This is a genomic window from Pseudomonas sp. GW821-FHT10C09, from assembly GCF_059415465.1.
This window is the reverse complement of record NZ_JBWKNG010000013.1, coordinates 143,671-164,410: the sequence shown is the minus strand read 5'-3', so window position 1 is coordinate 164,410 and position 20,740 is coordinate 143,671. Positions and strand designations below refer to the sequence as shown.

The following is a 20,740-nucleotide window of genomic DNA, read 5'->3' as shown; positions in this document are numbered from 1 at the left end:
GAAACCGCTGCCTGATGTGACCTTTTGATGGAGTGCCCCAAGTCGCAACCCCATCATTAACTGTCGCCTGACCGACCTTTTCCGGGCCTCGCCTACAGGCACCCGACGCCCGCGCCGAGTGCCTCGCCCCACGGCAAAAACCTTAGCCGGTATTTCGCAAACCGGCGGCAATCCCCGCCACAGACACCAGCAACGCCTGTTCTACCGGGCTGCCCTGCGCCACATCCTGTTGCCGCGAACGGGCCAGCAACTCCGCCTGCAATAGATGAAGCGGGTCGAGGTAGGTGTTGCGCAACCGGATGAATTCAAGGGTGTCTGGGCTATGTGCCAGTAGCTGCGACTGACCGGTCAGCCCAAGGACCACGGCACACGCCTGCGACAATAGGTCGCGTAAGTGCACACCTAAAGGAAGCAAATCCGGCTCGACCAGACGCTCATCGTAGGATTGGGCGATGTCCGCGTCCGCTTTGGCCAGGACCATTTCCAGCATGTCGATGCGGGTGCGGAAGAACGGCCATTGCTCGCGCATCTGCCCCAACAACTCGCCTTCACCGCGCTCCAGCGCCTTGCTCAACGCGGCTTCCCAGCCGAGCCAGGCCGGCAACATCAGGCGCGTTTGCGTCCAGCCGAAGATCCACGGAATCGCGCGCAGGCTTTCGATCCCGCCGGCGCGGCGTTTGGCCGGGCGACTGCCCAGCGGCAAGCGTCCCAGTTCCTGTTCCGGCGTCGACTGGCGGAAATACTCGACGAATTGCGGGTTCTCACGCACCACGGCGCGGTACGCCTTGACCCCATCGGCGGCCAATTCGTCCATCAAATGGCGCCACGCAGGCTCTGGTGGCGGCGGTGGCAGCAGGGTCGCTTCCAGCACTGCGGCCAGGTACAGATTGAGGTTTTGCTCGGCGATGTCCGGCAGGCCGAATTTGAAACGAATCATTTCCCCTTGCTCGGTGGTACGGAAACGCCCGGCGACCGAACCCGGCGGCTGCGACAGAATCGCCGCGTGCGCCGGACCGCCACCACGCCCCACAGTGCCGCCGCGACCATGGAACAACAGCAGTTCCACTTGCTGCTCGCGGCAGATGTCGACCAAGCGTTCCTGCGCTCGATATTGCGCCCAGGCCGCTGCCGTCGTGCCGGCATCCTTGGCCGAGTCGGAGTAGCCGATCATCACTTCCTGCGGGCCTTGCAAGCGCGAACGATAGCCTGGCAGCAGCAACAGTTTTTCGATCACCGGGCCGGCGTTGTCGAGGTCGGCAAGGGTTTCGAACAGCGGCACCACGCGCATCGGCCGCAGCACGCCCGCCTCTTTGAGCAGCAATTGCACCGCGAGCACGTCGGAGGCGGCACCGGCCATTGAGATCACATACGAACCCAGCGAAGCGCCAGGGGCGGCGGCGATTTCCCGGCAGGTCGCCAGCACTTCGGCAGTATCGGCCGACGGTTTGAAGTACGCCGGCAGCAACGGTCGACGGTTGTTCTGCTCGCGCATCAGGAAGGCGATGCGCTCGTCCTCGCTCCAGTCTTCGTAGCGACCGAGGCCCAGGTAATCAGTGATTTCAGTCATGGCGGCGGTATGCCGCGACGAGTCCTGACGCACATCGAGGCGCACCAGGAACAGGCCGAACGTCACTGCCCGACGCAGGCAATCGAGCAACGGACCGTCGGCGATCACACCCATGCCGCACTCATGCAGCGACTGGTAGCAGAGCTCCAGTGGATCGAGCAGGTCGCGGTTGTTTTGCAGTACATCGGCCGGTGCCGGGGTGGTCGTCGTCAAGGATGCGTGCGCCCAGTTGCGTGTGGCCCGCAGACGTTCGCGCAGTTGTTTGAGCACCGCGCGATACGGTTCGGCGCTGTCCCCGGCCTTGGCTTTCAAGGCCTCGCTGGCCTGCTGCATCGACAGTTCCGCCGCCAAATGGTCGACGTCGCGCACGTACAAATCGGCAGCCATCCAGCGCGCCAGCAGCAACACTTCACGGGTCACGGCAGCGGTCATGTTGGGGTTGCCGTCGCGGTCGCCGCCCATCCACGAGGCGAAACGAATCGGCGCGGCCTCCAGCGGCAAGTGCAGGCCGGTGGCGTCAAACAGGGCTTTATCGGCCTTGCGCAGGTAATTGGGGATCGCCTGCCACAACGAATGCTCGATCACCGCGAAGCCCCATTTGGCTTCATCAACAGGTGTCGGGCGGGTGCGGCGGATTTCTTCGGTGTGCCAGGCTTCGGCGATCAGGCGCTGCAATTTCGCCTGTATCTGTTCGCGTTCGGCCGGGGTCAGGTCGCGGTGGTCTTGCGCGGCCAGTTGCGCGGCAATCGCGTCGTATTTCTGGATCAGTGTGCGGCGCGCCACTTCGGTCGGGTGCGCGGTCAGTACCAGTTCGATCTCCAGTCGTCCCAGTTGCCGGGCCAGGGCGTCGGCGCTGTGGCCTTCGGCGCGCAGCCGTGCGAGCAGTTCCGGCAGCACGCGCGCTTCGAACGGTGCGGGCTGCGAGGCTTCGCGGCGGTGAATCAGCTGGTATTGCTCGGCGATGTTGGCCAGGTTGAGAAACTGGTTGAATGCCCGCGCCACCGGCAGCAACTCATCTTCGCTCAATTGGTTGAGGCTGGCGCTCAGTTCCGCGTCCATCGAACCGCGACGGTCGGCCTTGGCGCCCTTGCGGATCTGCTCGATCTTGTCGAGAAAACCGTCCCCGTACTGTTCACGAATGGTGTTGCCCAACAACTCACCCAACAGGTGAACGTCTTCGCGCAAGCGTGCATCAATATCGGTCATCAGCAGTTCTCCAGCAAAAAATCCGGGCGGCCATGAACATCATGCTTTGACCCCAAGAGTGCCGCCGTAAGGCCGTTCTTACAAGCAAACGACGAAGGGACTTTAAACCCGGCGCGCAGAAGCTAGTCTGAAGAGGAAGCCGCACAACGGCTTTCGCCGGCCACTGCCGGACACTGAAACGGCCTGCCACGAGCAGGAACGCATTGAGGTCACTATGAAAATTCGCGAGCTTGCCCAGCATTGGGAAGAAAACGCCAAGGGTCGCCTGACCGAGACGGGCTACACGATTCACCTGGACGTGGAAGCCGCCGCGCGGCTGGCGGCCATTACCGAAATGTACCCCAAACGCCAACCTGAAGAGCTGCTCGGCGAGCTGATCGGCGCTGCCCTGGAAGAGCTGGAAAAAAGCTTTCCCTACGTGAAGGGCTCGACCGTCGTGGCGACTGACGAAGAAGGTGATCCGCTGTATGAAGACGTCGGTCCTACACCGCGTTTTCTCGCGTTGTCGCGACGGCATTTGCATGATTTGTCGGGCGGTAGTGACAAGCAAAAACACTGATCCGGCCTATGTAAAACTGTGGGAGCGAGCCTGCTCGCGAATGCGGTACAACATTCAACATTACGGTTGACTGACTCACTGCATTCGCGAGCAGGCTCGCTCCCACAAAGGGATGTAATACCCATCAAAAAACGAGTGTTCCTGAGGGCAAAAAAGCCTGGGAATACCGCCTCTCGCCGCCAAAGTTCCCGATTTAGAGCCTTTCGTGCTTTTTCGCAGGCTCGGTGAATTTCTCTGAACTTTTAAAAAACGCCTCCGGTCGTAACCAGTAACCACGCCTGGTACGGTCGTTTCATTTCGCACAGCACGTCGGTCGGTTACGGCTCCATACCAGGATGGATATTCAAGTTTTACAGGAGTTATTCCAATGGAGTTGAAGACTATGAAAACCACCTCATCCACCCACTTGCGCGGCCTGAAACTGGCTGCCCTGGCAATCGGCAGCAGTTTCATTCTGGCCGGTTGCGCCGGTAATCCGCCGACCGAGCAATACGCAGTCACCCAATCCGCCGTCAATGACGCGGTCAGTGCCGGCGGCACCGAGTTTGCCGCTGTGGAAATGAAGTCCGCGCAGGACAAATTCAAACAAGCCGAAATCGCCATGCACGACAAAAAGTATGACGAGGCGCGGATGCTCGCCGAACAAGCCGAGTGGGACGCTCGTGTGGCCGAACGCAAGGCTCAGGCGGCGAAAGCGCAACAGACACTGAAGGACTCTCAGCAAGGTGTTCAGGAACTGCGTCAGGAAAGTCAGCGCACCGTGCAGTAAGCGCGCATCCAGACCCCGGACCTGAAGCTCTTACCGATTAAAAGGACGAATGATTATGCGTACACAATTGATGATCCCCGCTCTCCTTGCCGCCAGCGTTGCCCTGGCTGCCTGCTCCACCCCGCCTAACGCGAACCTGGAACAGGCGCGCACCAACTACAGCGGTCTGCAAGCCAACCCGCAAGCGAGCAAAGTCGCGGCGCTGGAAACCAAAGACGCCAGTGATTACCTGGACAAAGCCGATCAGGCGTACCGCGACAAGCAAGACCCGGCCAAGGTCGATCAACTGGCATACCTGACCAACCAGCGCGTTGAAGTGGCCAAGCAGACCATCGCTCTGCGCACCGCTGAAGCCAACCTGAAAAACGCCTCGGCCCAACGTGCGCAGGCGCGACTGGATGCGCGCGATACGCAGATCAAACAGCTGCAGGCCAGCCTGAACGCCAAGCAAACCGATCGCGGCACTCTGGTGACGTTTGGTGATGTGTTGTTTGCCACCGACCGCGCAGACCTGAAGTCCAGCGGTCTGGCGAACATCAACAAACTGTCGCAGTTCCTCTCGGAAAACCCGGATCGCAAAGTGATCGTCGAGGGTTACACCGACAGCACCGGCACCGAGAGCCACAACCAGTCGCTGTCGGAGCGTCGGGCCGGTTCCGTGCGCACGGCGCTGGTGAAGATGGGCGTTGATCCGGCGCGAATCGTTGCTCAGGGTTATGGCAAGGAATACCCGGTCGCGGAGAATTCCAGCGTGTCGGGGCGGGCGATGAACCGTCGGGTGGAAGTGACCATTTCCAATGATAATCAGCCGGTGATTCCGCGTTCGGCTGTCAGTTCGAACTAAGCAACATCTGCTTAAACAAAAAGCCCCGGCTGATCTGATCAGGCGGGGCTTTTTATCTTTGCGGATCACTCAAAACCCTGTGGGAGCGAGCCTGCTCGCGAAAGCGGTGGGTCAGGCAATATTAATGTTGAATGTTAAATCGCATTCGCGAGCAGGCTCGCTCCCACAGTGGATCTTTGGTGAATGCAGGACCGGGTTACTGCTCCAGCTTCTGTGGCGTTTCCTGCCCCATGCAGCGCACCGCTTTTTTCTTGCTGTCGATCAGCACACCGGTCAGGCCTTTTTGCTCGGTATCAAACAGCACCAGCACGCCGTCAATGCACTGCGCCACTTGCGCGGCAGGCTCCAGGGAGACTTTGTAGTCTTCGCCCGGCACGGTCTTGAGCATGGTGAATTCGTTGAGCAGCAACGCATCCTCAGGCTTGGCGAAATGCAGGTAGCCGTAGTACCACAAGGCACCCACGGTGCCGAGGATGCTGCAGATACCGGTGATGATCAGCGGGATGGCGTTACGTTCTTCACTCATTGCGGGCTCTCTGGTGGTTCATCTTCTGAATTCGGGGGTGCCGGATAATTGGGGATTTCACCCAGGCGGCGCAGGCCGTTGAAATGCTGCGGGTCGTCGAGGTAACGCAGCATGACTTTTCGCCAGACCGGGTCGGCGAACGTCTGCACATGACCGCCTCGGGTCAGTTGCAGCACACGCGGCGGCGGCGCAGCTTGATACAGACGGATGCCGTTGGAAAGGGGCACGATCGGATCGTCGATGCTGTGATAGAGCAGTTTCGGCACGCTTTTTAGCTGCGGCATCGAGTGGATCGCGCTGTCGCCATCCGGCACCAGCCAGGACAACGGCACCTGGAACGGCCAGGTCAGCCATGAAGTGCTCAAGGCAAATTGGCCGACACTGCGATAGCTCGCCGGTGCTCCGTCGAGGACCAGCGCCGTGAGCTGTTTCTCGCGCTCCGGGTGTTGAACCAGATAGTGCACGGCCATCGAGCCACCGAGACTTTGGCCAAGCAGGATCAGCGGTTTGCCTTTGACTTCGGGGGCCTGGTCGAGCCATTTGAACGCGGCGTCGATGTCCTGATAGATCGCCGGCAGGCTTGGCTTTCCTTCAGATAAACCGTAGCCGCGATAGTCGATCAGCAGCACTTGATAACCGGCCTTGGGCAGCCACCAGCTGCCGCCCAGGTGCATCGGCAGGTTGCCGCCGTTGCCGTGCAAGTGCAGCACCGTGCCTTTGACTTCGACGCCTTTTGGGGCCGGCAACCACCAGGCGTTGAGCTTGAGGCCGTCGGCAGTGACGAGGGTGACCTCGCGGTATTCCAGATGAGCTTTTTCCGGGGTGAACAACTGGCCGGGCTCGGGGTAGAACAGCAGGGAGCTGCAGCCGCCGAGGGTCAGGAGCAGGCAAACCATGCCGAGGAATCTCATCCGTTGAAACCTCGCAGTAATGGGTTGAAATAGAGATCAAATGTGGGAGCGAGCCTGCTCGCGAAAGCGGTGTGCCAGACAACATCAATGTTGAATATTAAATCGCATTCGCGAGCAGGCTCGCTCCCACAGGGGATTTCACTCGGACTAGAGGATGTTGGAGTAATCCGCTTCGATCCGGTCCAGGCTCAAATGGTTGAGGAAGTTGGAGAAGCACATCCATGCCGACAGCGCGTTCAAATCGCGGAACTGATCCGGCAAATACTTCGGCGGCACCACCAACCCTTCATCAACCAACTGGCGCAGCGTGCGCATGTCTTCCAGCGTGGTCTTGCCGCAGAACAGCAGTGGAATCTGCTCAAGCTTGCCTTTACGCACGGCCAACTGAATGTAGTTGTAAACCATGATGAAGCCCTTGAGGTAGGACAAGTCTTTGGTAAATGGCAGACCGTTTGGCACCGAACCACGGAATACCCGACTGGCGTTGCCGTAGCTTTCCGCCATTTCGAAGCCTTGCTCGCGGAAGAACTCGTAGATCTGCAGGAAGTCTGCGCCCTCCTCCACCATGTGAATGGCGCGGGTGCGGTTGGTCAGTTTGCGCAGGCGACTCGGGTAGGACGCGAAGGTGATGATTTCCATCAGGATCGCCAGGCCTTCCTGGGTCACCGTCGACGACGGCGGCCCCTTGGACAGGAAGGTGCAGATCGGCTGGTTCAACCCGTTGAGCGTGGTGCCGACATGCACCAGCCCTTCGTGAACTTCGAGGGCGCGCACGTCACGGTCGTTGAACATCGCATCGGCGCGGATCTTGATGTAGTCAGCGCCGGCCGCCGCATCGGCGACGATCCCGTCGGACTCGAACACCCGAATGGTTTCTTCGGCCTCGCCAAATACCTTGTTCAAGCGGGTTTGCAGCAGGTGCACGGCTTCCTTGGCCGTGAGGATTTTTGGCTCATCCTTGAGGTCGCCACGGCCGTCGATGTTGTTCAGGTAATCGGAGAGCATCAGCCCCAGGTCCGCCAGGGTCGGGTCGCCGGCGTGGAACGCGTCGGACGCGGCGCCGTACAGCTCCTGGGAAATCAGGCCGAAATCCTCGGTGCCGCGCGCTTCCAGCATGCGCACCACCATCCGGTATTCCTTGCACATGCGGCGCATGATCTGGCCGACCGGGTTGAACTGGCCGAGCTGTCGAGTGATGTCGCGCTCGATGTTCTGGAATTCCAGTTTCACTTTGCTGGAGTCGAATGTCAGTGGCCGATTGAGGTAGTAATCGCGGTCCACTGCCGGCATTTCCTTGCCCTTGGCCTTGAGGAATCCCTTGCGGATGCTGTCGTCCCACTTGACCGCATCGAGGACGCGAATCGGCGTCTGTGCCAGCACAATGCGATCGGACAAAATGCGTATCGTCTGCTGGTAATCGTCCACCCGAAACTCCTGTAGAAAAACCGTTATGTGCTGAGTCTATTTACTTTTGGCCAGGCGCTGATAGCGCACCGCCTCGACGAAGACATCGGAATTGGCCGGATCGTCGAGGTAGCTGAAGACCTGATCCATTGCGTTGTCGACCAGTACGCCGTCGCCGTCATCGGTCTGGAAACCTTCGCCGCTCAGGACTTTTTGTCCGAGGGCCTGGTTGATCTGATCGAGGTCGAGGTTATAGACCACCAATTCATGCTTGTCCGTGAGCTCGAACCCGGCAATGGTGAAGTGGCCGCCGTATTTGGCTGGCACCTTCGCTGACAGGTACCAGCGGCTGCCATGGCGCGAGACGGTGAAGGGATAGGCTTCGCGTTCGCCGGGTTTGGCCTTGAAGTAGCTGACCGCCTGATAGCGATGGTCGCCGATGCGCGTCAGCTCCAGGTTCATCGGCTCGCCCCAGGCGTTGGTGCTGGTCCATTTGCCGAGCAAACCTTTGGGCGCGGGGTCGCTCGCGGGCAGCGGTTCCTTGAAGGTCACCAGACAGCCACTGAGCAGCAGGAACGACAAGGCGATCACGATGACGCGCCAGGCTTTCATTTAACACTCCCTATGAACACACGCAGCCCTGAACTGAACACCTGCCCCTGTGGGAGCGAGCAAGCTCGCTCCCACAGGGTTTTGTGGCGCCCTCAGGGATTACACCGACGCGAGTACCAAGTGCATGTAGCGATTGAGGATACCGAGCATTTCTTCTTCACCCACAGGCTCGGCGTCGTTGAGCAGGCCCTGATATTCCATCCGTCCGATAATCGCCGTCAACACCTTGGCATCCTCTCGTGGCTCACGCGAACCCAACACTTCGAAAAGCTGGCAGGTGCCTTGGAGGAGAATCTGCTGATGTGAGCGCACCAGTTCCGCCAGGCGCGGGTTCAACAAGGCCTCCTGACGGAACGCCTGTTCAGCCATCAAGTGTTCGCGACGGTTGATCAATTGCCGGTGAACGTAGTCCGTCATCAACCGTGCAATGTCGTCCGCCAGCTGCGAACGCGCCTCGGGGCTGCCGTCACCGCTGATCACCATCTCGCGCAGCAAGCCCTCATTGTTCACCCACAACTTCGCCATGAACGCCGCGCTGCGTTCTACGTATTGGGCGAAGGTATCGGTGAGCAAGTCATCGATGTCCTTGAAATAGTAGGTGGTGGCCGACAACGGCACACCGGCCTCGGCCGCCACCGCACGGTGGCGCACGGCCCGCACGCCATCGCGCACGACAATGCGCATCGCCGCATCGAGAATGTCCTGTCGACGCTGCTCGCTGCCCTGTCGGCTGGCCTTGCGGCCCTGGTACTGAACACTTTCAGCGACCGCAGTGGCGATACCCGCTGCACCTTCTTGAGCCATTGCACGATTCACGACAGGTCTTTCCTCTCAGATGAAAGCAATAAATTGATACGTTTGTACCAGACAGGCAATAAAAAGCCGCCTGAAAAGGCGGCTTTTTAATTGAAACACTTACGCTTGCGGCCGCATGTGCGGGAACAGGATCACGTCGCGGATCGACGGGGAGTTGGTCAGCAGCATCACCAGACGGTCGATACCGATACCCTCACCCGCCGTTGGCGGCATGCCGTACTCCAGCGCGCGAACGAAGTCGGCGTCGTAGTGCATGGCTTCGTCGTCGCCCGCGTCCTTGTCGGCTACCTGAGCCATGAAGCGCTCGGCCTGGTCTTCCGCGTCGTTCAACTCGGAGTAGGCGTTGGCGATTTCACGGCCGCCGATGAACAGTTCGAAACGGTCGGTGACGTTCGGGTTGTCATCGTTGCGACGGGCCAGCGGCGAGACTTCGAACGGGTACTGGGTAATGAAGTGCGGCTGTTCCAGCTTGTGCTCGACCAGCTCTTCGAAAATCATCACCTGCAGCTTGCCCAGACCTTCGAAGCCCAGCACCTTGGCGCCGGCTTTCTTGGCGATGGCGCGGGCCTTGTCGATGTCGTTCAGGTCGTCTGCGGTCAGCTCAGGGTTGTACTTGAGGATCGAATCGAACACCGACAGACGTACGAACGGTTCGCCGAAGTGGAACACTTTGTCGCCGTAAGGCACGTCGGTGCTGCCCAGAACCAGCTGCGCCAGTTCGCGGAACAGCTCTTCGGTCAGGTCCATGTTGTCTTCGTAGTCGGCGTACGCCTGGTAGAACTCCAACATGGTGAATTCAGGGTTGTGACGCGTCGAAACGCCTTCGTTACGGAAGTTGCGGTTGATCTCGAACACTTTTTCGAAACCGCCGACAACGAGGCGCTTGAGGTACAACTCAGGCGCGATACGCAGGAACATTTCCATGTCCAGCGCGTTGTGGTGAGTCTCGAACGGCTTGGCTGCCGCACCGCCAGGAATGGTTTGCAGCATCGGTGTTTCGACTTCAAGGAAGTCACGCTGCATCAGGAAGCTGCGGATGTGCGCAATGACTTGCGAACGGACGCGGAACGTCTGGCGCACTTCTTCGTTGACGATCAGGTCAACGTAACGCTGACGGTAGCGCTGTTCGGTGTCGGTCAGGCCGTGGTGCTTGTCCGGCAGCGGGCGCAGTGACTTGGTCAGCAGGCGCACGGTGGTCATTTCAACGTACAGGTCGCCCTTGCCGGAACGGGCCAGGGTGCCTTCGGCGGCAATGATGTCGCCCATGTCCCAGGTTTTCACCGAGGCCAGGGTGTCTTCGGACAGGGTTTTACGGTTGACGTAAACCTGAATCCGCCCGGTCATGTCCTGGATCACCATGAACGAACCACGGTTGAGCATGATGCGACCGGCAACCTTGACCGGGATTGCAGCCTCTGCCAGCTCTTCCTTGGTCTTGTCCGCGTACTTCTTCTGCAGATCTTCGCAGTAGTTTTCGCGGCGGAAGTCGTTCGGGAAGGCATTGCCCTTGGCGCGCTCGGCAGCAAGCTTTTCCTTGCGCAGGGCGATCAGGGAGTTTTCTTCCTGTTGCAGGGCTTGCGGGTCGAGTTCTAGGTCGCTCATGTCTTTAAATATTCCATCACGGGTTCGTTGCCCCCAGGCCTGCGGCCTGGGGATCGCCGGCAAGCCGGCTCCTACAGGGGATCGCGTGGGTCAGGCGATCCGGTATTGCATGGCTTACAAGCCTTGTTTCAGGCTGGCCACCAGGTATTCGTCGATGTCGCCGTCGAGCACCTTGTCGCAGTCGCTGCGTTCGATGTTAGTGCGCAAATCCTTGATTCGCGACGCATCGAGTACATACGAGCGGATCTGGTGACCCCAGCCGATGTCGGACTTGGTGTCTTCCAGGGCCTGGGAGGCGGCATTGCGTTTCTGCACTTCCTGCTCGTACAAGCGCGCCCGCAACATTTTCATCGCGGTGTCTTTGTTGGCGTGCTGGGAGCGTTCGTTCTGGCAGCTGACCACGGTGTTGGTCGGTACGTGGGTGATACGTACGGCCGAGTCGGTGGTGTTTACGTGCTGACCACCGGCACCGGAGGAGCGGTAGGTGTCGATGCGCAGGTCCGACGGGTTGATGTCGATTTCGATGTTGTCATCGATTTCCGGCGACACAAACACAGCCGAGAACGAGGTGTGGCGGCGGTTGCCAGAGTCGAACGGGCTCTTGCGCACCAGACGGTGCACGCCGATCTCGGTCCGCAACCAGCCAAAGGCGTATTCGCCCTTGATGTGCACGGTCGCGCCCTTGATCCCGGCGACTTCACCGGCGGACAGTTCCATGATGGTCGCGTCGAAACCGCGTTTGTCAGCCCAGCGCAGGTACATGCGCAGCAGGATGTTGGCCCAGTCCTGGGCCTCGGTGCCACCGGAGCCGGCCTGGATGTCCAGGTAGGCGTTGTTGGCATCCATTTCTCCGCTGAACATGCGACGGAATTCGAGTTTTTCCAGCGACTCGCGCAGGCGCTCGACTTCGGCGGCGACGTCATCGACGGCGGCCTGGTCTTCTTCTTCGGCGGACATCAGCAGCAAGTCTTTGGCGTCGGCCAGGCCGGTGTGCATTTCGTCGAGGGTTTCGACGATCTGCGCCAGCAGGGACCGCTCGCGGCCCAGTTCCTGAGCGTACGTCGGGTTGTTCCAGACAGACGGATCTTCAAGCTCGCGATTGACTTCAGTCAGACGCTCATGCTTTTGATCGTAGTCAAAGATACCCCCGAATAGTTTCGGAGCGCTCGGACAGGTCCTTGATACTGTTAAGGATCGGGTTGATTTCCATGGCGGGCAGCACTCGTTGGCGAACTTTTGAAAGCCGGCGAGTATAACGTAAACAGGCCTCCACGGCAGCCCGCCTGGCGGCTTTAGGGGTGAATGGTTTTGGTGTGGCGAGGGAGCTTGCTCCCGCTGGGGCGTGAAGCGCCCCCAACAAATGGGACTGCTGCGCAGTCCAGCGGGAGCAAGCTCCCTCGCCACAGGGGCCCGTCAGGCAGGAAAACTACTCGATCCCGACCTGATTGCGCCCATTGTTCTTCGCCAGGTACAGCCCCTTGTCCGCCGCCGAGATCAATTGCCGGCAATCGCTGCCCGGCTGTGGGACCAACGTGGACAGGCCAATGCTGATGGTCAGGCATGAACCTTCGGTCGGTGAAATGTGCGGAATCTTCAGCGCCGCCACGGTTTGGCGCAATTTTTCCGCCACCAGACGCGCACCGCCCGGCGTGGTGTTGGGCAGCACCAACGCAAACTCTTCGCCACCGTAACGGGCCGGCAGGTCTGACGGGCGAGCGCTGGCCTCGCGAATCGCCGTCGCCACCTTGCGCAAGGCTTCATCGCCCTCCAGATGACCGAAGCTGTCGTTATAGTCTTTGAAATAATCCACATCGATCATCAGCAGCGACAATTGGCTCTGGTCACGCAACGATCGGCGCCATTCCAGTTCCAGGTATTCATCGAAATGTCGGCGGTTCGACAGCCCGGTCAGGCCATCGGAGTTCATCAGCCGCTGCAGCACCAGATTGGTGTCGAGCAATTGCTGCTGGCTGACCCGCAACGCGCGGTACGCCGCATCGCGCTGCAACAGCGTCATGTAGGAGCGCGAGTGATAACGGATGCGCGCCACCAGTTCGATGTTGTCCGGCAGCTTGACCAGATAATCATTGGCCCCGGCTGCAAACGCCGCGCTCTTGATCAGCGGGTCTTCCTTGGTCGACAGGACAATGATCGGAATGTCCTTGGTCGCCGGATGATTGCGGTACTCGCGCACCAGGCTCAAGCCGTCCAGACCGGGCATTACCAGGTCCTGCAGGATCACCGTCGGCTTGATGCGGATCGCCTGGGCGATGGCCTGGTGCGGGTCGGCGCAGAAGTGGAAGTCGATATTGTCTTCGTTCGACAACCCGCGACGCACCGCTTCACCGATCATCGCCTGATCGTCCACCAACAACACCATGGCAGCGTTTTCGTCGGTTTTGAAGCCGTCGAGCTGTAATTCAGTCATGTGCGGTCACCTGAGTTCTACCTGGGCCAGGATTGCTGCTAATGGCGGTCATTTGGCGAATATCTCCAGCAATCGTGGCGCTATCTTGTCCAGTGGGCGAATCTCCATGGCGGCGCCGATGGCCGCGGCCGCTTTGGGCATTCCATATACCGCACTGCTTTTCTGGTCCTGAGCGATGGTCAGGTAACCTTGTTGGCGCATGAGTTTAAGCCCCTGCGCGCCATCGCGCCCCATGCCCGTCAACAAAACCCCTACGGCGTCACCGTTCCAGTAATTGGCCACGCTCTCGAAAAACACATCGATCGAGGGCCGGTAGATTTCGTTCACTGGTTCGGCGGTGTAGGCCAGCGTGCCGTTTTTCAATAATCGAATATGGTGGTTGGTGCCGGCCAGCAATACGGTTCCGGCCTGAGGCGCTTCGCCCTCGACCGCCAGACGCACGTTCAAGCCACTGGCACTGCCGAGCCATTCGGCCATGCCGGCGGCGAACACCTGATCGACATGCTGCACCAGCACGATGGCCGCCGAAAAATCCCGCGGCAGGCCCTTGAGCAGGATTTCCAGGGCTGCCGGCCCGCCGGCGGACGAACCGATGGCAATCAGGCGCTGGCGCGAGGCAGCACTGCGCAGCGGGCTCGGCATCGATCGCTCGCGGCTGCCCCGCTCGCCGATCAACCAGCCAATGTTCATGATCTTGCGCAACAACGGCGCCGCCGCTTCCTGGGCGTTGCCGGCACCGAGCGCCGGGGTATCGACCACGTCCAGTGCGCCGTGGCCCATGGCTTCGAACACCCGGTGCACGTTCTGCTGGCGATCGACGGTGACGATCACAATGGCACACGGCGTTTCGGCCATGATCCGCCGAGTGGCCTCGACCCCGTCCATCACCGGCATGATCAAATCCATCAGGATCAGGTCCGGCGTCTGTTCGGCGCACTTTTGCACCGCTTCCTTGCCATCGCTGGCGACCCAGATGACCTGGTGCGCCGGCTGAAACGCCAAGGCGCGGCGCAAGGCCTCCACCGCCATGGGCATGTCGTTGACGATTGCGATTTTCATGCCCGTGCTCCTCCGATGAGCTCAGCCACCGCATCAAGCAGGGCATCGTCATGAAAACTGGCTTTGGCTAGATAATAGTCGGCCCCGGCGTCCAGTCCACGACGACGGTCCTCTTCACGATCCTTGTACGACACCACCATCACCGGCAGCGATTGCAGGCGGTTGTCGCGGCGCAACAATGACACCAATTCGATGCCATCCATGCGCGGCATATCAATGTCGGTGATCAGCAGATCGAAATCCTCCGAACGCAGGGCGTTCCAGCCATCCATACCATCAACGGCCACCGCCACTTCATAGCCGCGATTGAGCAGCAGCTTGCGTTGCAACTCGCGAACCGTCAGCGAGTCATCGACCACCAGAATCCGCTTGCGTGCCGCTTCGACCGCCTGATTGCTGTGGCGGGCAATGCGTTCCAGGCGCCCGGTATTGAGCAGTTTATCCACCGAGCGCAGCATGTCTTCGACGTCGACGATCAGCACCACCGAACCGTCATCGAGCAAGGCCCCGGCGGAGATGTCCTGCACCTTGCCCAGACGTTCGTCCAGCGGCAATACGACCAATGTCCGCTCGCCGATAAAACGCTCGACCGCTACGCCGTAAATCGCGTCGCGCTCGCGGATGACCACGACCTTGAGGGTTTGCTGGCTGTTCGGGTTGATCGGGCGGTGCAACAGCTGACTGGCCGCCACCAACCCGACATGCCGCCCTTCGTGCCAGAAGTGCTGACGTCCTTCGACCTGCACGATGTCTTCAGGCTCCAGGTCGCACATGCGTTCGATGTGGGCCAGCGGAAACGCATAAGCCTCGTCACCGACCTCCACCACCAGGCTACGAACCACCGACAGCGTCAGCGGCACTTCGAGGTGGAAACGACTGCCCTCGCCCGCCGTCTGCTCCAGCACCACCGCACCGCGCAACTGGCGGACCATGTGCTGCACCGCATCCAGCCCCACGCCGCGCCCGGACACTTCGGTGACCGTGTCGCGCAGGCTGAAACCCGGCAAGAATAAAAATGTCAGCAGCTCTTCTTCACTGAGTTGAGCGGCGGTTTCGGCTGGGGATAACTGTCGCTCGATGACGGTGCGGCGGACCTTTTCCAGATCGACGCCATGGCCATCATCACTCAATTCCAGCACCAGCAATCCGGCCTGATGCGAGGCGCGCAGACGAATCACACCCTCCGCCGGTTTACCGGCCAGCAGCCGTTGTTCCGGGGATTCGATGCCGTGATCCACGGCGTTGCGCAGCAAGTGCGTCAACGGCGCTTCGAGCTTTTCCAGGACGTCACGGTCGACTTGGGTTTTCTCGCCCTCGATTTCCAGCCGAACCTGTTTGCCCAGGTCCCGGCCCAGATCGCGAACCATGCGCACCTGCCCGGTCAACACATCGGCAAACGGGCGCATGCGACAGGCCAGCGCGGTGTCGTACAACACTTGCGCGCGCTGACTGGCCTGCCACGCAAATTCATCCAGCTCGGCGTTTTTCTCGATCAGCAGTTGCTGGGATTCCGCCAGCAACCGCCGCGCATCTTCGAGCGCTTCCTGGGCTTCCAGGCTCAAGGCGTGATCCTTGAGATGGACGTTGAGGTTTTCCAGGGCCCGCAGACCGTTATTCTGCATGCGCTTGAGGCGCTGCATGGTCGCCAGGTGCGGCTTGAGGCGCTGGGTTTCCACCAGGGATTTGCTCGACAGGTCGAGCAGGCTGTTCAGGCGTTCGGCCGTTACGCGCAGCACGCGCTCACCGTTTTCGGTGGTGCGTTTGGTCTTTTGGGGAGCATCAACAGGCGCGGCGGGCGGCAGTTCAACCACCGGAACCGGCAGCTCGACGCGGGGTTGTATGGATTGACGCTCAGTCACCAGCGGCGCGGCGGGCGCCAGCGGATCGAGCAACTGCGTCATCAACCCCACATAGGTTTCGATATCCGCCGGCGTCACGTTGTTGTTGGGCGTGGCGATGCGCATCAGCAGGTCGGTGCCTCGCAACAACGCATCAATGTGCTCGGGCCGCAGGTACAGGCGCCCTTCCTGAGCACTGACCAAACAGTCTTCCATCACGTGCGCGACGCTGACCCCTGCGTCGACACCGACGATCCGCGCCGCGCCCTTGAGCGAATGCGCCGCGCGCATGCAGGATTCGAGTTGATCGGCCTGGGTCGGATTGCGTTCCAGTGCCAACAGACCTGCGCTCAGGACCTGGGTCTGGGCCTCGGCTTCAAGGCTGAACAGCTCCAGCAACGAGGCGTCGCGCATTTGCTCGGGGGTCATGTGAGGCTCCGGGTCACAGCGGACAGCAATTGTTCTTCATCCAGCCAGCGCAGGCTACGACCTTTGAAGGGCAACACACCTCGGGTGTACTTGCCGCTGGCCTGTGTGCCGGATTGCGAGGCGGCCTCGAGAATTCGCTCGTCGATGGCATGAATCCCGTCGACCTCGTCCACCGGCACCACCACCGGCCCACCGTGGGCGGCGATGATCAACAGGCGCGGCATGACTCGCGTGCTGGACGCCGCATTATTGGTGGCGTCGAGCCCGAGCAACTCCACCAGCGACAGGCACGCGACCAATGCGCCGCGCACATTCGCCACGCCGAGCAAGGCCCGGGAGCGCTGATGCGGCAAGGAATGAATGGCTTGCAGCGGCGCCACTTCCACGAGGCTGCGAGTCGCCAGCGCCAGCCATTCTTCGCCGAGCCGGAACATCAGCAGCGAACGGGTTTTTATGTCCGTTTCGACCGTCGCCGAGTGTTGCACGCGGTCGTCCTGCTGCAACGCATAGCGATCGAGCAAGCGCGTGGCAGCGGCTGAGTACACCGCGCAGTTGCGGCAGTGAATGTGCTCGGCCAGCAGCGGGCAGGACTTGTCGCCGTGGATACCGATGCGGTTCCAGCAATCGTCGATGGCCTGGGCATCTTCATGGGTAACGTTCAAGGTGTCGGAGGCAATCATCGTTTACGCTCACTGTCGGCGCGTTCGCTGCGGGCGGCTCGGTCCTGCAATCGTCTGGCACCCGCCGCATCGCCCCGCGATTGCAGCAAGGCTGCCAGGTGCATCAACGCGTCGGGATGTTGCGGTTCAAGGTACAACGCCTTGCGATAAAAGCCTTGGGCTTCGAGGGCGTTGCCGCCGACATCACTGAGCAGTCCCAGCCAATAAAACACCTGCGCGACCGGTTCATGACTGCGCAAATACTGTTCGCACGCGAGGCGCGCTTCAACACTTTTGCCTTCGTTGGCCAGCACGGCGATGTTCGCGAGTAATGCGGCAGCGTCCGAGGTTTTCGTGGTGGCGGGTAGCGGCGTGACGCTGGCGAACGGGCGATTGCGCACCGGCGGCGGTGGCACGCTGCGCGCCGGTTGCCGCAGCGGCAACGGGGCCGGCACGAACACGGGAAACGGCTCGGGCTCCGGCACACTCTGACGGCTGAACGCAAACGACTGCGCAATGCCAATCGAACGCATGCCAAAACGCCCGAGCAAACCGCCCTCGGCCGGGCCGATAAACAGCACGCCGTCGACATGGGTCAGGCGCTTGAGCACCTCGAAAACCTGCTGCTGGGTCGGCTGGTCGAAATAGATCAGCAAGTTGCGGCAGAACACAAAATCATATGGCGGCTCGCTGGACAGCAACGCCGGATCGAGCAAGTTGCCGACCTGCAACCGCACCTGATCCAGCACGCGATCACTGAGACGATAGACGTCGCCTTCGGCGCTGAAATGCCGGTCACGAAAGGCAATGTCCTGACCACGAAACGAGTTTTTGCCGTACAGCGCACGCCGGGCTTTTTCCACCGACAGCGGGCTGACGTCCATGCCTTCCACCTTGAACTGATGGGGCTTGAGCCCGGCATCGAGCAAGGCCATGGCGATGGAATACGGTTCTTCCCCGGTGGAACACGGCAGGCTGAGAATCCGCAGCGCGCGCATGTTGTTGATCTCGGCCAGGCGTTTGCCGGCCAGTTTCGCCAGCGTCGCGAAGGATTCCGGGTAACGGAAAAACCAGGTTTCGGGCACGATCACCGCTTCGATCAACGCCTGCTGCTCATCCTGCGAACCTTGAAGCGTGTGCCAATACTCGTCAGCCGTCAGCGCACGGGAGGCGATGCTGCGCTGGCGCACCGCGCGCTCGATGATTGCCGGGCCGACCGACGTCACGTCGAGGCCGATACGCTCCTTGAGGAAATCGAAAAACCGTTGATCGCTGCTCATGGCCGCTCCTCAAGCAGCGCCGGATCGAGAGGCGGCGACGGGAACAACAGCGCGCGAACCTGATCATCGAGCAAATCGGCGACCCGCACCCATTGCAGTAAACCTTGGGTATCTTCGCGCACCGGCCCGAGGTAAGGCGCCTGGCGATTGTCCAGGCCATAGGGCTTGAATTCCGCCGGGTTGCAACGCAGCGTGTCAGTCGCCTGCTCCAGGATCAGCCCCAGCCATTGCGTCGGGGTTGATTCATTCGGGCGGTAATTGACCAGCACCAGCCTCGTGCTGGTACGGGCCTGCGCCGGTTGGCCGAAGGTCAGCGCACTGAGGTCGATCACCGGCACCACCGCGCCACGATAGGCAAACACCCCGGCAACCCAATGCGGCGCCTGGGCAATCGGTTTCAACGGCAACCGCGGCAGCACTTCCGCCACTTCGATAGCCTGCAAGGCAAAGCGCTCGCCGCCGATGCGAAACACCAGGTACAACGATTGCTTGACCGGCACCCCGGCCCCGCGTTTGGCCGCGAGTTCGTTCATCAGACTTTGAATCGCGAAACGCCACTGCGCAGGCCTACAGCCACCTGGCTCAGTTCGTCGATGGCAAAACTGGCCTGGCGCAACGACTCGACGGTCTGGCTGCTGGCATCACCCAACTGCACCAGCGCGTGGTTGATCTGTTCGGCGCCGGTGGCTTGGGCCTGCATGCCTTCGTTGACCATCAACACCCGCGGCGCCAGCGCCTGAACCTGATGGATGATCTGCGACAACTGCTCGCCGACCTGCTGCACTTCGGACATGCCACGGCGCACTTCTTCCGAGAATTTGTCCATGCCCATGACCCCGGCCGATACCGCCGACTGGATCTCGCGCACCATCTGCTCGATGTCGTAGGTGGCGACTGCCGTCTGGTCCGCCAGACGCCGCACTTCGGTGGCAACCACAGCAAAACCGCGCCCGTACTCGCCGGCTTTCTCGGCCTCGATGGCAGCGTTCAGCGACAGCAAATTGGTCTGGTCGGCAACTTTGACGATGGTCACCACCACCTGGTTAATATTGCCGGCCTTCTCGTTGAGAATCGCCAGTTTGGCGTTGACCAGATCGGCCGCGCCCATCACCGAGTGCATGGTGTCTTCCATGCGCGCCAAGCCTTGCTGCCCGGAACCGGCGAGTACCGAGGCCTGATCGGCAGCGGTGGACACTTCAGTCATGGTGCGCACCAGATCACGGGACGTCGCGGCGATCTCACGGGAGGTCGCGCCGATTTCCGTGGTGGTGGCGGCGGTTTCGGTGGCGGTGGCTTGTTGTTGCTTGGACGTGGCAGCGATCTCGGTGACCGAAGTGGTGACTTGCACCGATGAGCGCTGGGCCTGAGACACCAGGGATGTCAGCTCGGTCATCATGTCGTTGAAGCCGGTTTCCACGGCGCCGAATTCGTCCTTGCGCTCCAGGTTCAAACGACCGCTGAGGTCGCCGGTGCGCATGATTTCGAGGATTTTCACGATCCGGTTCATCGGCGCCATGATCGCGCGCATCAGCAGCAAGCCACAGAAACCGGCGGCCAATACCGCCACGAGCAGGGAAATGCCCATGCTTATTTTTGCCGTCAGCACCGCGTCATCGATGGCGGCGATATCGTTGTCGGCCACGGCTTTGTTTTCGCGGATGATGTCATTGAGTTTCATCCGGCCGGCGGTCCAAGCCGGGGTCAGCTGTTCGTTGAACAGCTTGATCGCGTCAGCTTCCTGATTGCTTTTATGCAGGTCGAGCACCTTCATCAGGATCTTCTGGAAATCCTCATGCAGTTTTTCGAAGGCGGCGATTTCGACCTTGTCCTCCTCCGTGGTCACCGTGCTGCGATAGTTATTGATCTGCTCCATCAGTCGCGCCTCGAACGCCTTGAAATCGGCGGCGTCTTCGGCACTGATGCCCTGACCTTCCTTGAGGCCGAGCATTTCCTGGGTCTGGAGGAAACTGTCGACCCAGGCGCTGCGAATCATCGAGCTGAAATACACCCCCGGAAGCGCATCATCGCGAACGCTTTCTTCACTGGCTTCGATCTTCAACAGCCGTGAATACGAGACGACAACCATCAACAGCATGATGGCGATGATCACCGCAAAACTCGCCAAAATGCGTTGGCGCAACGTCCAGTTCTTCACAGTCAGTCCTCGGGGTGGTTCAAGTGCTGCGGAGTATAGCCGAGGGTGTTTCATTTATAAGACGGAAAGTAGGCCC

The 20,740-nt window shown here is 60.6% G+C and carries 18 protein-coding genes; 3 read left to right on the top strand and 15 right to left on the bottom strand.

All coding sequences use genetic code 11. The features are described 5' to 3' along the window. Nucleotides 1–142 precede the first annotated feature (142 nt). The gene (ppc, locus tag AC07N8_RS15565) at nucleotides 143–2,773 is read right to left on the bottom strand and encodes a phosphoenolpyruvate carboxylase (protein ID WP_493144359.1); all 2,631 of its coding nucleotides are present in this window, start codon (nucleotides 2,771–2,773) and stop codon (nucleotides 143–145) included. A gap of 214 nt (nucleotides 2,774–2,987) precedes the next feature. On the opposite strand from ppc, the gene AC07N8_RS15560 reads away from it, so the two are divergent. The 3 genes from AC07N8_RS15560 to lptF all read left to right on the top strand — a co-directional run bounded on the left by AC07N8_RS15560 (nucleotide 2,988) and on the right by lptF (nucleotide 4,945). After that, nucleotides 2,988–3,332: a pilin assembly protein gene (locus AC07N8_RS15560; protein WP_123433675.1), complete on the top strand. Its 345-nt coding sequence runs from the start codon at nucleotides 2,988–2,990 to the stop codon at nucleotides 3,330–3,332. Nucleotides 3,333–3,699: 367 nt separating this feature from the next. Continuing rightward, a complete protein-coding gene (locus tag AC07N8_RS15555; protein WP_123433674.1) occupies nucleotides 3,700–4,101 on the top strand; it encodes a DUF4398 domain-containing protein in 402 nt (133 codons plus the stop codon). 55 nt (nucleotides 4,102–4,156) lie between these two features. Then, a complete protein-coding gene (gene lptF / locus AC07N8_RS15550; protein WP_483840423.1) occupies nucleotides 4,157–4,945 on the top strand; it encodes a lipotoxin F family OmpA-related lipoprotein LptF in 789 nt (262 codons plus the stop codon). Between the two features lie 196 nt (nucleotides 4,946–5,141). Here the strand turns inward: lptF and AC07N8_RS15545 are convergent, their stop codons facing one another. The 14 genes from AC07N8_RS15545 to AC07N8_RS15480 form a co-directional block, all read right to left on the bottom strand. After that, nucleotides 5,142–5,471, bottom strand: coding sequence for a PA3694 family proteiin (locus AC07N8_RS15545; protein WP_483840422.1), 330 nt, complete (start codon nucleotides 5,469–5,471; stop codon nucleotides 5,142–5,144). Beyond that, nucleotides 5,468–6,382: an alpha/beta hydrolase gene (locus AC07N8_RS15540; RefSeq protein WP_493144363.1), complete on the bottom strand. Its 915-nt coding sequence runs from the start codon at nucleotides 6,380–6,382 to the stop codon at nucleotides 5,468–5,470. The genes AC07N8_RS15545 and AC07N8_RS15540 overlap by 4 nt, the downstream gene beginning before the upstream one ends. A gap of 147 nt (nucleotides 6,383–6,529) precedes the next feature. Next, nucleotides 6,530–7,807 carry a flavohemoglobin expression-modulating QEGLA motif protein gene (locus AC07N8_RS15535; protein ID WP_483840420.1) on the bottom strand — a complete coding sequence of 426 codons (1,278 nt, stop codon included), beginning with the start codon at nucleotides 7,805–7,807 and terminating at the stop codon, nucleotides 6,530–6,532. Between the two features lie 36 nt (nucleotides 7,808–7,843). Continuing rightward, entirely contained in the window at nucleotides 7,844–8,398 is a 555-nt protein-coding gene (locus tag AC07N8_RS15530; protein WP_493144365.1) for a hypothetical protein, read from the bottom strand. Nucleotides 8,399–8,497: 99 nt separating this feature from the next. Continuing rightward, nucleotides 8,498–9,214 (bottom strand): TetR/AcrR family transcriptional regulator, encoded by a 717-nt coding sequence (locus AC07N8_RS15525; protein WP_027924940.1) that lies wholly within the window; start codon nucleotides 9,212–9,214, stop codon nucleotides 8,498–8,500. A 99-nt stretch (nucleotides 9,215–9,313) separates the two neighbouring features. After that, nucleotides 9,314–10,816 carry a lysine--tRNA ligase gene (gene lysS / locus AC07N8_RS15520; protein WP_483840418.1) on the bottom strand — a complete coding sequence of 501 codons (1,503 nt, stop codon included), beginning with the start codon at nucleotides 10,814–10,816 and terminating at the stop codon, nucleotides 9,314–9,316. Nucleotides 10,817–10,930: 114 nt separating this feature from the next. Beyond that, nucleotides 10,931–12,026 (bottom strand): peptide chain release factor 2 gene (gene prfB / locus AC07N8_RS15515; RefSeq protein ID WP_111451403.1). Its coding sequence is split into 2 segments (ribosomal slippage): nucleotides 10,931–11,953 and nucleotides 11,955–12,026, totalling 1,095 coding nucleotides; the frame shifts between segments, so codons are not numbered across the junction. 216 nt (nucleotides 12,027–12,242) lie between these two features. Further along, entirely contained in the window at nucleotides 12,243–13,244 is a 1,002-nt protein-coding gene (locus AC07N8_RS15510; protein WP_483840417.1) for a diguanylate cyclase domain-containing protein, read from the bottom strand. Between the two features lie 48 nt (nucleotides 13,245–13,292). After that, entirely contained in the window at nucleotides 13,293–14,303 is a 1,011-nt protein-coding gene (locus AC07N8_RS15505; RefSeq protein WP_483840416.1) for a chemotaxis response regulator protein-glutamate methylesterase, read from the bottom strand. After that, a complete protein-coding gene (locus AC07N8_RS15500; protein WP_493144368.1) occupies nucleotides 14,300–16,570 on the bottom strand; it encodes a hybrid sensor histidine kinase/response regulator in 2,271 nt (756 codons plus the stop codon). The genes AC07N8_RS15505 and AC07N8_RS15500 overlap by 4 nt, the downstream gene beginning before the upstream one ends. Beyond that, nucleotides 16,567–17,250 (bottom strand): chemotaxis protein CheW, encoded by a 684-nt coding sequence (locus AC07N8_RS15495; RefSeq protein ID WP_483840414.1) that lies wholly within the window; start codon nucleotides 17,248–17,250, stop codon nucleotides 16,567–16,569. The genes AC07N8_RS15500 and AC07N8_RS15495 overlap by 4 nt, the downstream gene beginning before the upstream one ends. After that, the gene (locus AC07N8_RS15490) at nucleotides 17,247–18,509 is read right to left on the bottom strand and encodes a CheR family methyltransferase (RefSeq protein WP_493144370.1); all 1,263 of its coding nucleotides are present in this window, start codon (nucleotides 18,507–18,509) and stop codon (nucleotides 17,247–17,249) included. Before AC07N8_RS15490 ends, AC07N8_RS15495 begins: the two co-directional genes overlap by 4 nt. After that, the gene (locus AC07N8_RS15485) at nucleotides 18,506–19,042 is read right to left on the bottom strand and encodes a chemotaxis protein CheW (protein WP_483840412.1); all 537 of its coding nucleotides are present in this window, start codon (nucleotides 19,040–19,042) and stop codon (nucleotides 18,506–18,508) included. Before AC07N8_RS15485 ends, AC07N8_RS15490 begins: the two co-directional genes overlap by 4 nt. Further along, nucleotides 19,042–20,664, bottom strand: a complete 1,623-nt coding sequence (locus AC07N8_RS15480) for a methyl-accepting chemotaxis protein (RefSeq protein ID WP_493144372.1) — start codon at nucleotides 20,662–20,664, stop codon at nucleotides 19,042–19,044. Before AC07N8_RS15480 ends, AC07N8_RS15485 begins: the two co-directional genes overlap by 1 nt. Between the last annotated feature and the right edge of the window lie 76 nt (nucleotides 20,665–20,740).

Coding starts and splice junctions, on each gene's coding strand:
- lysS (WP_483840418.1), bottom strand. CDS start 10,816: ATGAGCGACCTAGAACTCGACCCGCAAGCCCTGCAACAGGAAGAAAAC.
- AC07N8_RS15490 (WP_493144370.1), bottom strand. CDS start 18,509: ATGAGCAGCGATCAACGGTTTTTCGATTTCCTCAAGGAGCGTATCGGC.
- AC07N8_RS15560 (WP_123433675.1), top strand. CDS start 2,988: ATGAAAATTCGCGAGCTTGCCCAGCATTGGGAAGAAAACGCCAAGGGT.
- AC07N8_RS15485 (WP_483840412.1), bottom strand. CDS start 19,042: ATGAACGAACTCGCGGCCAAACGCGGGGCCGGGGTGCCGGTCAAGCAA.
- AC07N8_RS15555 (WP_123433674.1), top strand. CDS start 3,700: ATGGAGTTGAAGACTATGAAAACCACCTCATCCACCCACTTGCGCGGC.
- AC07N8_RS15505 (WP_483840416.1), bottom strand. CDS start 14,303: ATGAAAATCGCAATCGTCAACGACATGCCCATGGCGGTGGAGGCCTTG.
- AC07N8_RS15500 (WP_493144368.1), bottom strand. CDS start 16,570: ATGACCCCCGAGCAAATGCGCGACGCCTCGTTGCTGGAGCTGTTCAGC.
- AC07N8_RS15545 (WP_483840422.1), bottom strand. CDS start 5,471: ATGAGTGAAGAACGTAACGCCATCCCGCTGATCATCACCGGTATCTGC.
- AC07N8_RS15540 (WP_493144363.1), bottom strand. CDS start 6,382: ATGAGATTCCTCGGCATGGTTTGCCTGCTCCTGACCCTCGGCGGCTGC.
- AC07N8_RS15530 (WP_493144365.1), bottom strand. CDS start 8,398: ATGAAAGCCTGGCGCGTCATCGTGATCGCCTTGTCGTTCCTGCTGCTC.
- AC07N8_RS15495 (WP_483840414.1), bottom strand. CDS start 17,250: ATGATTGCCTCCGACACCTTGAACGTTACCCATGAAGATGCCCAGGCC.
- ppc (WP_493144359.1), bottom strand. CDS start 2,773: ATGACCGATATTGATGCACGCTTGCGCGAAGACGTTCACCTGTTGGGT.
- AC07N8_RS15510 (WP_483840417.1), bottom strand. CDS start 13,244: ATGACTGAATTACAGCTCGACGGCTTCAAAACCGACGAAAACGCTGCC.
- lptF (WP_483840423.1), top strand. CDS start 4,157: ATGCGTACACAATTGATGATCCCCGCTCTCCTTGCCGCCAGCGTTGCC.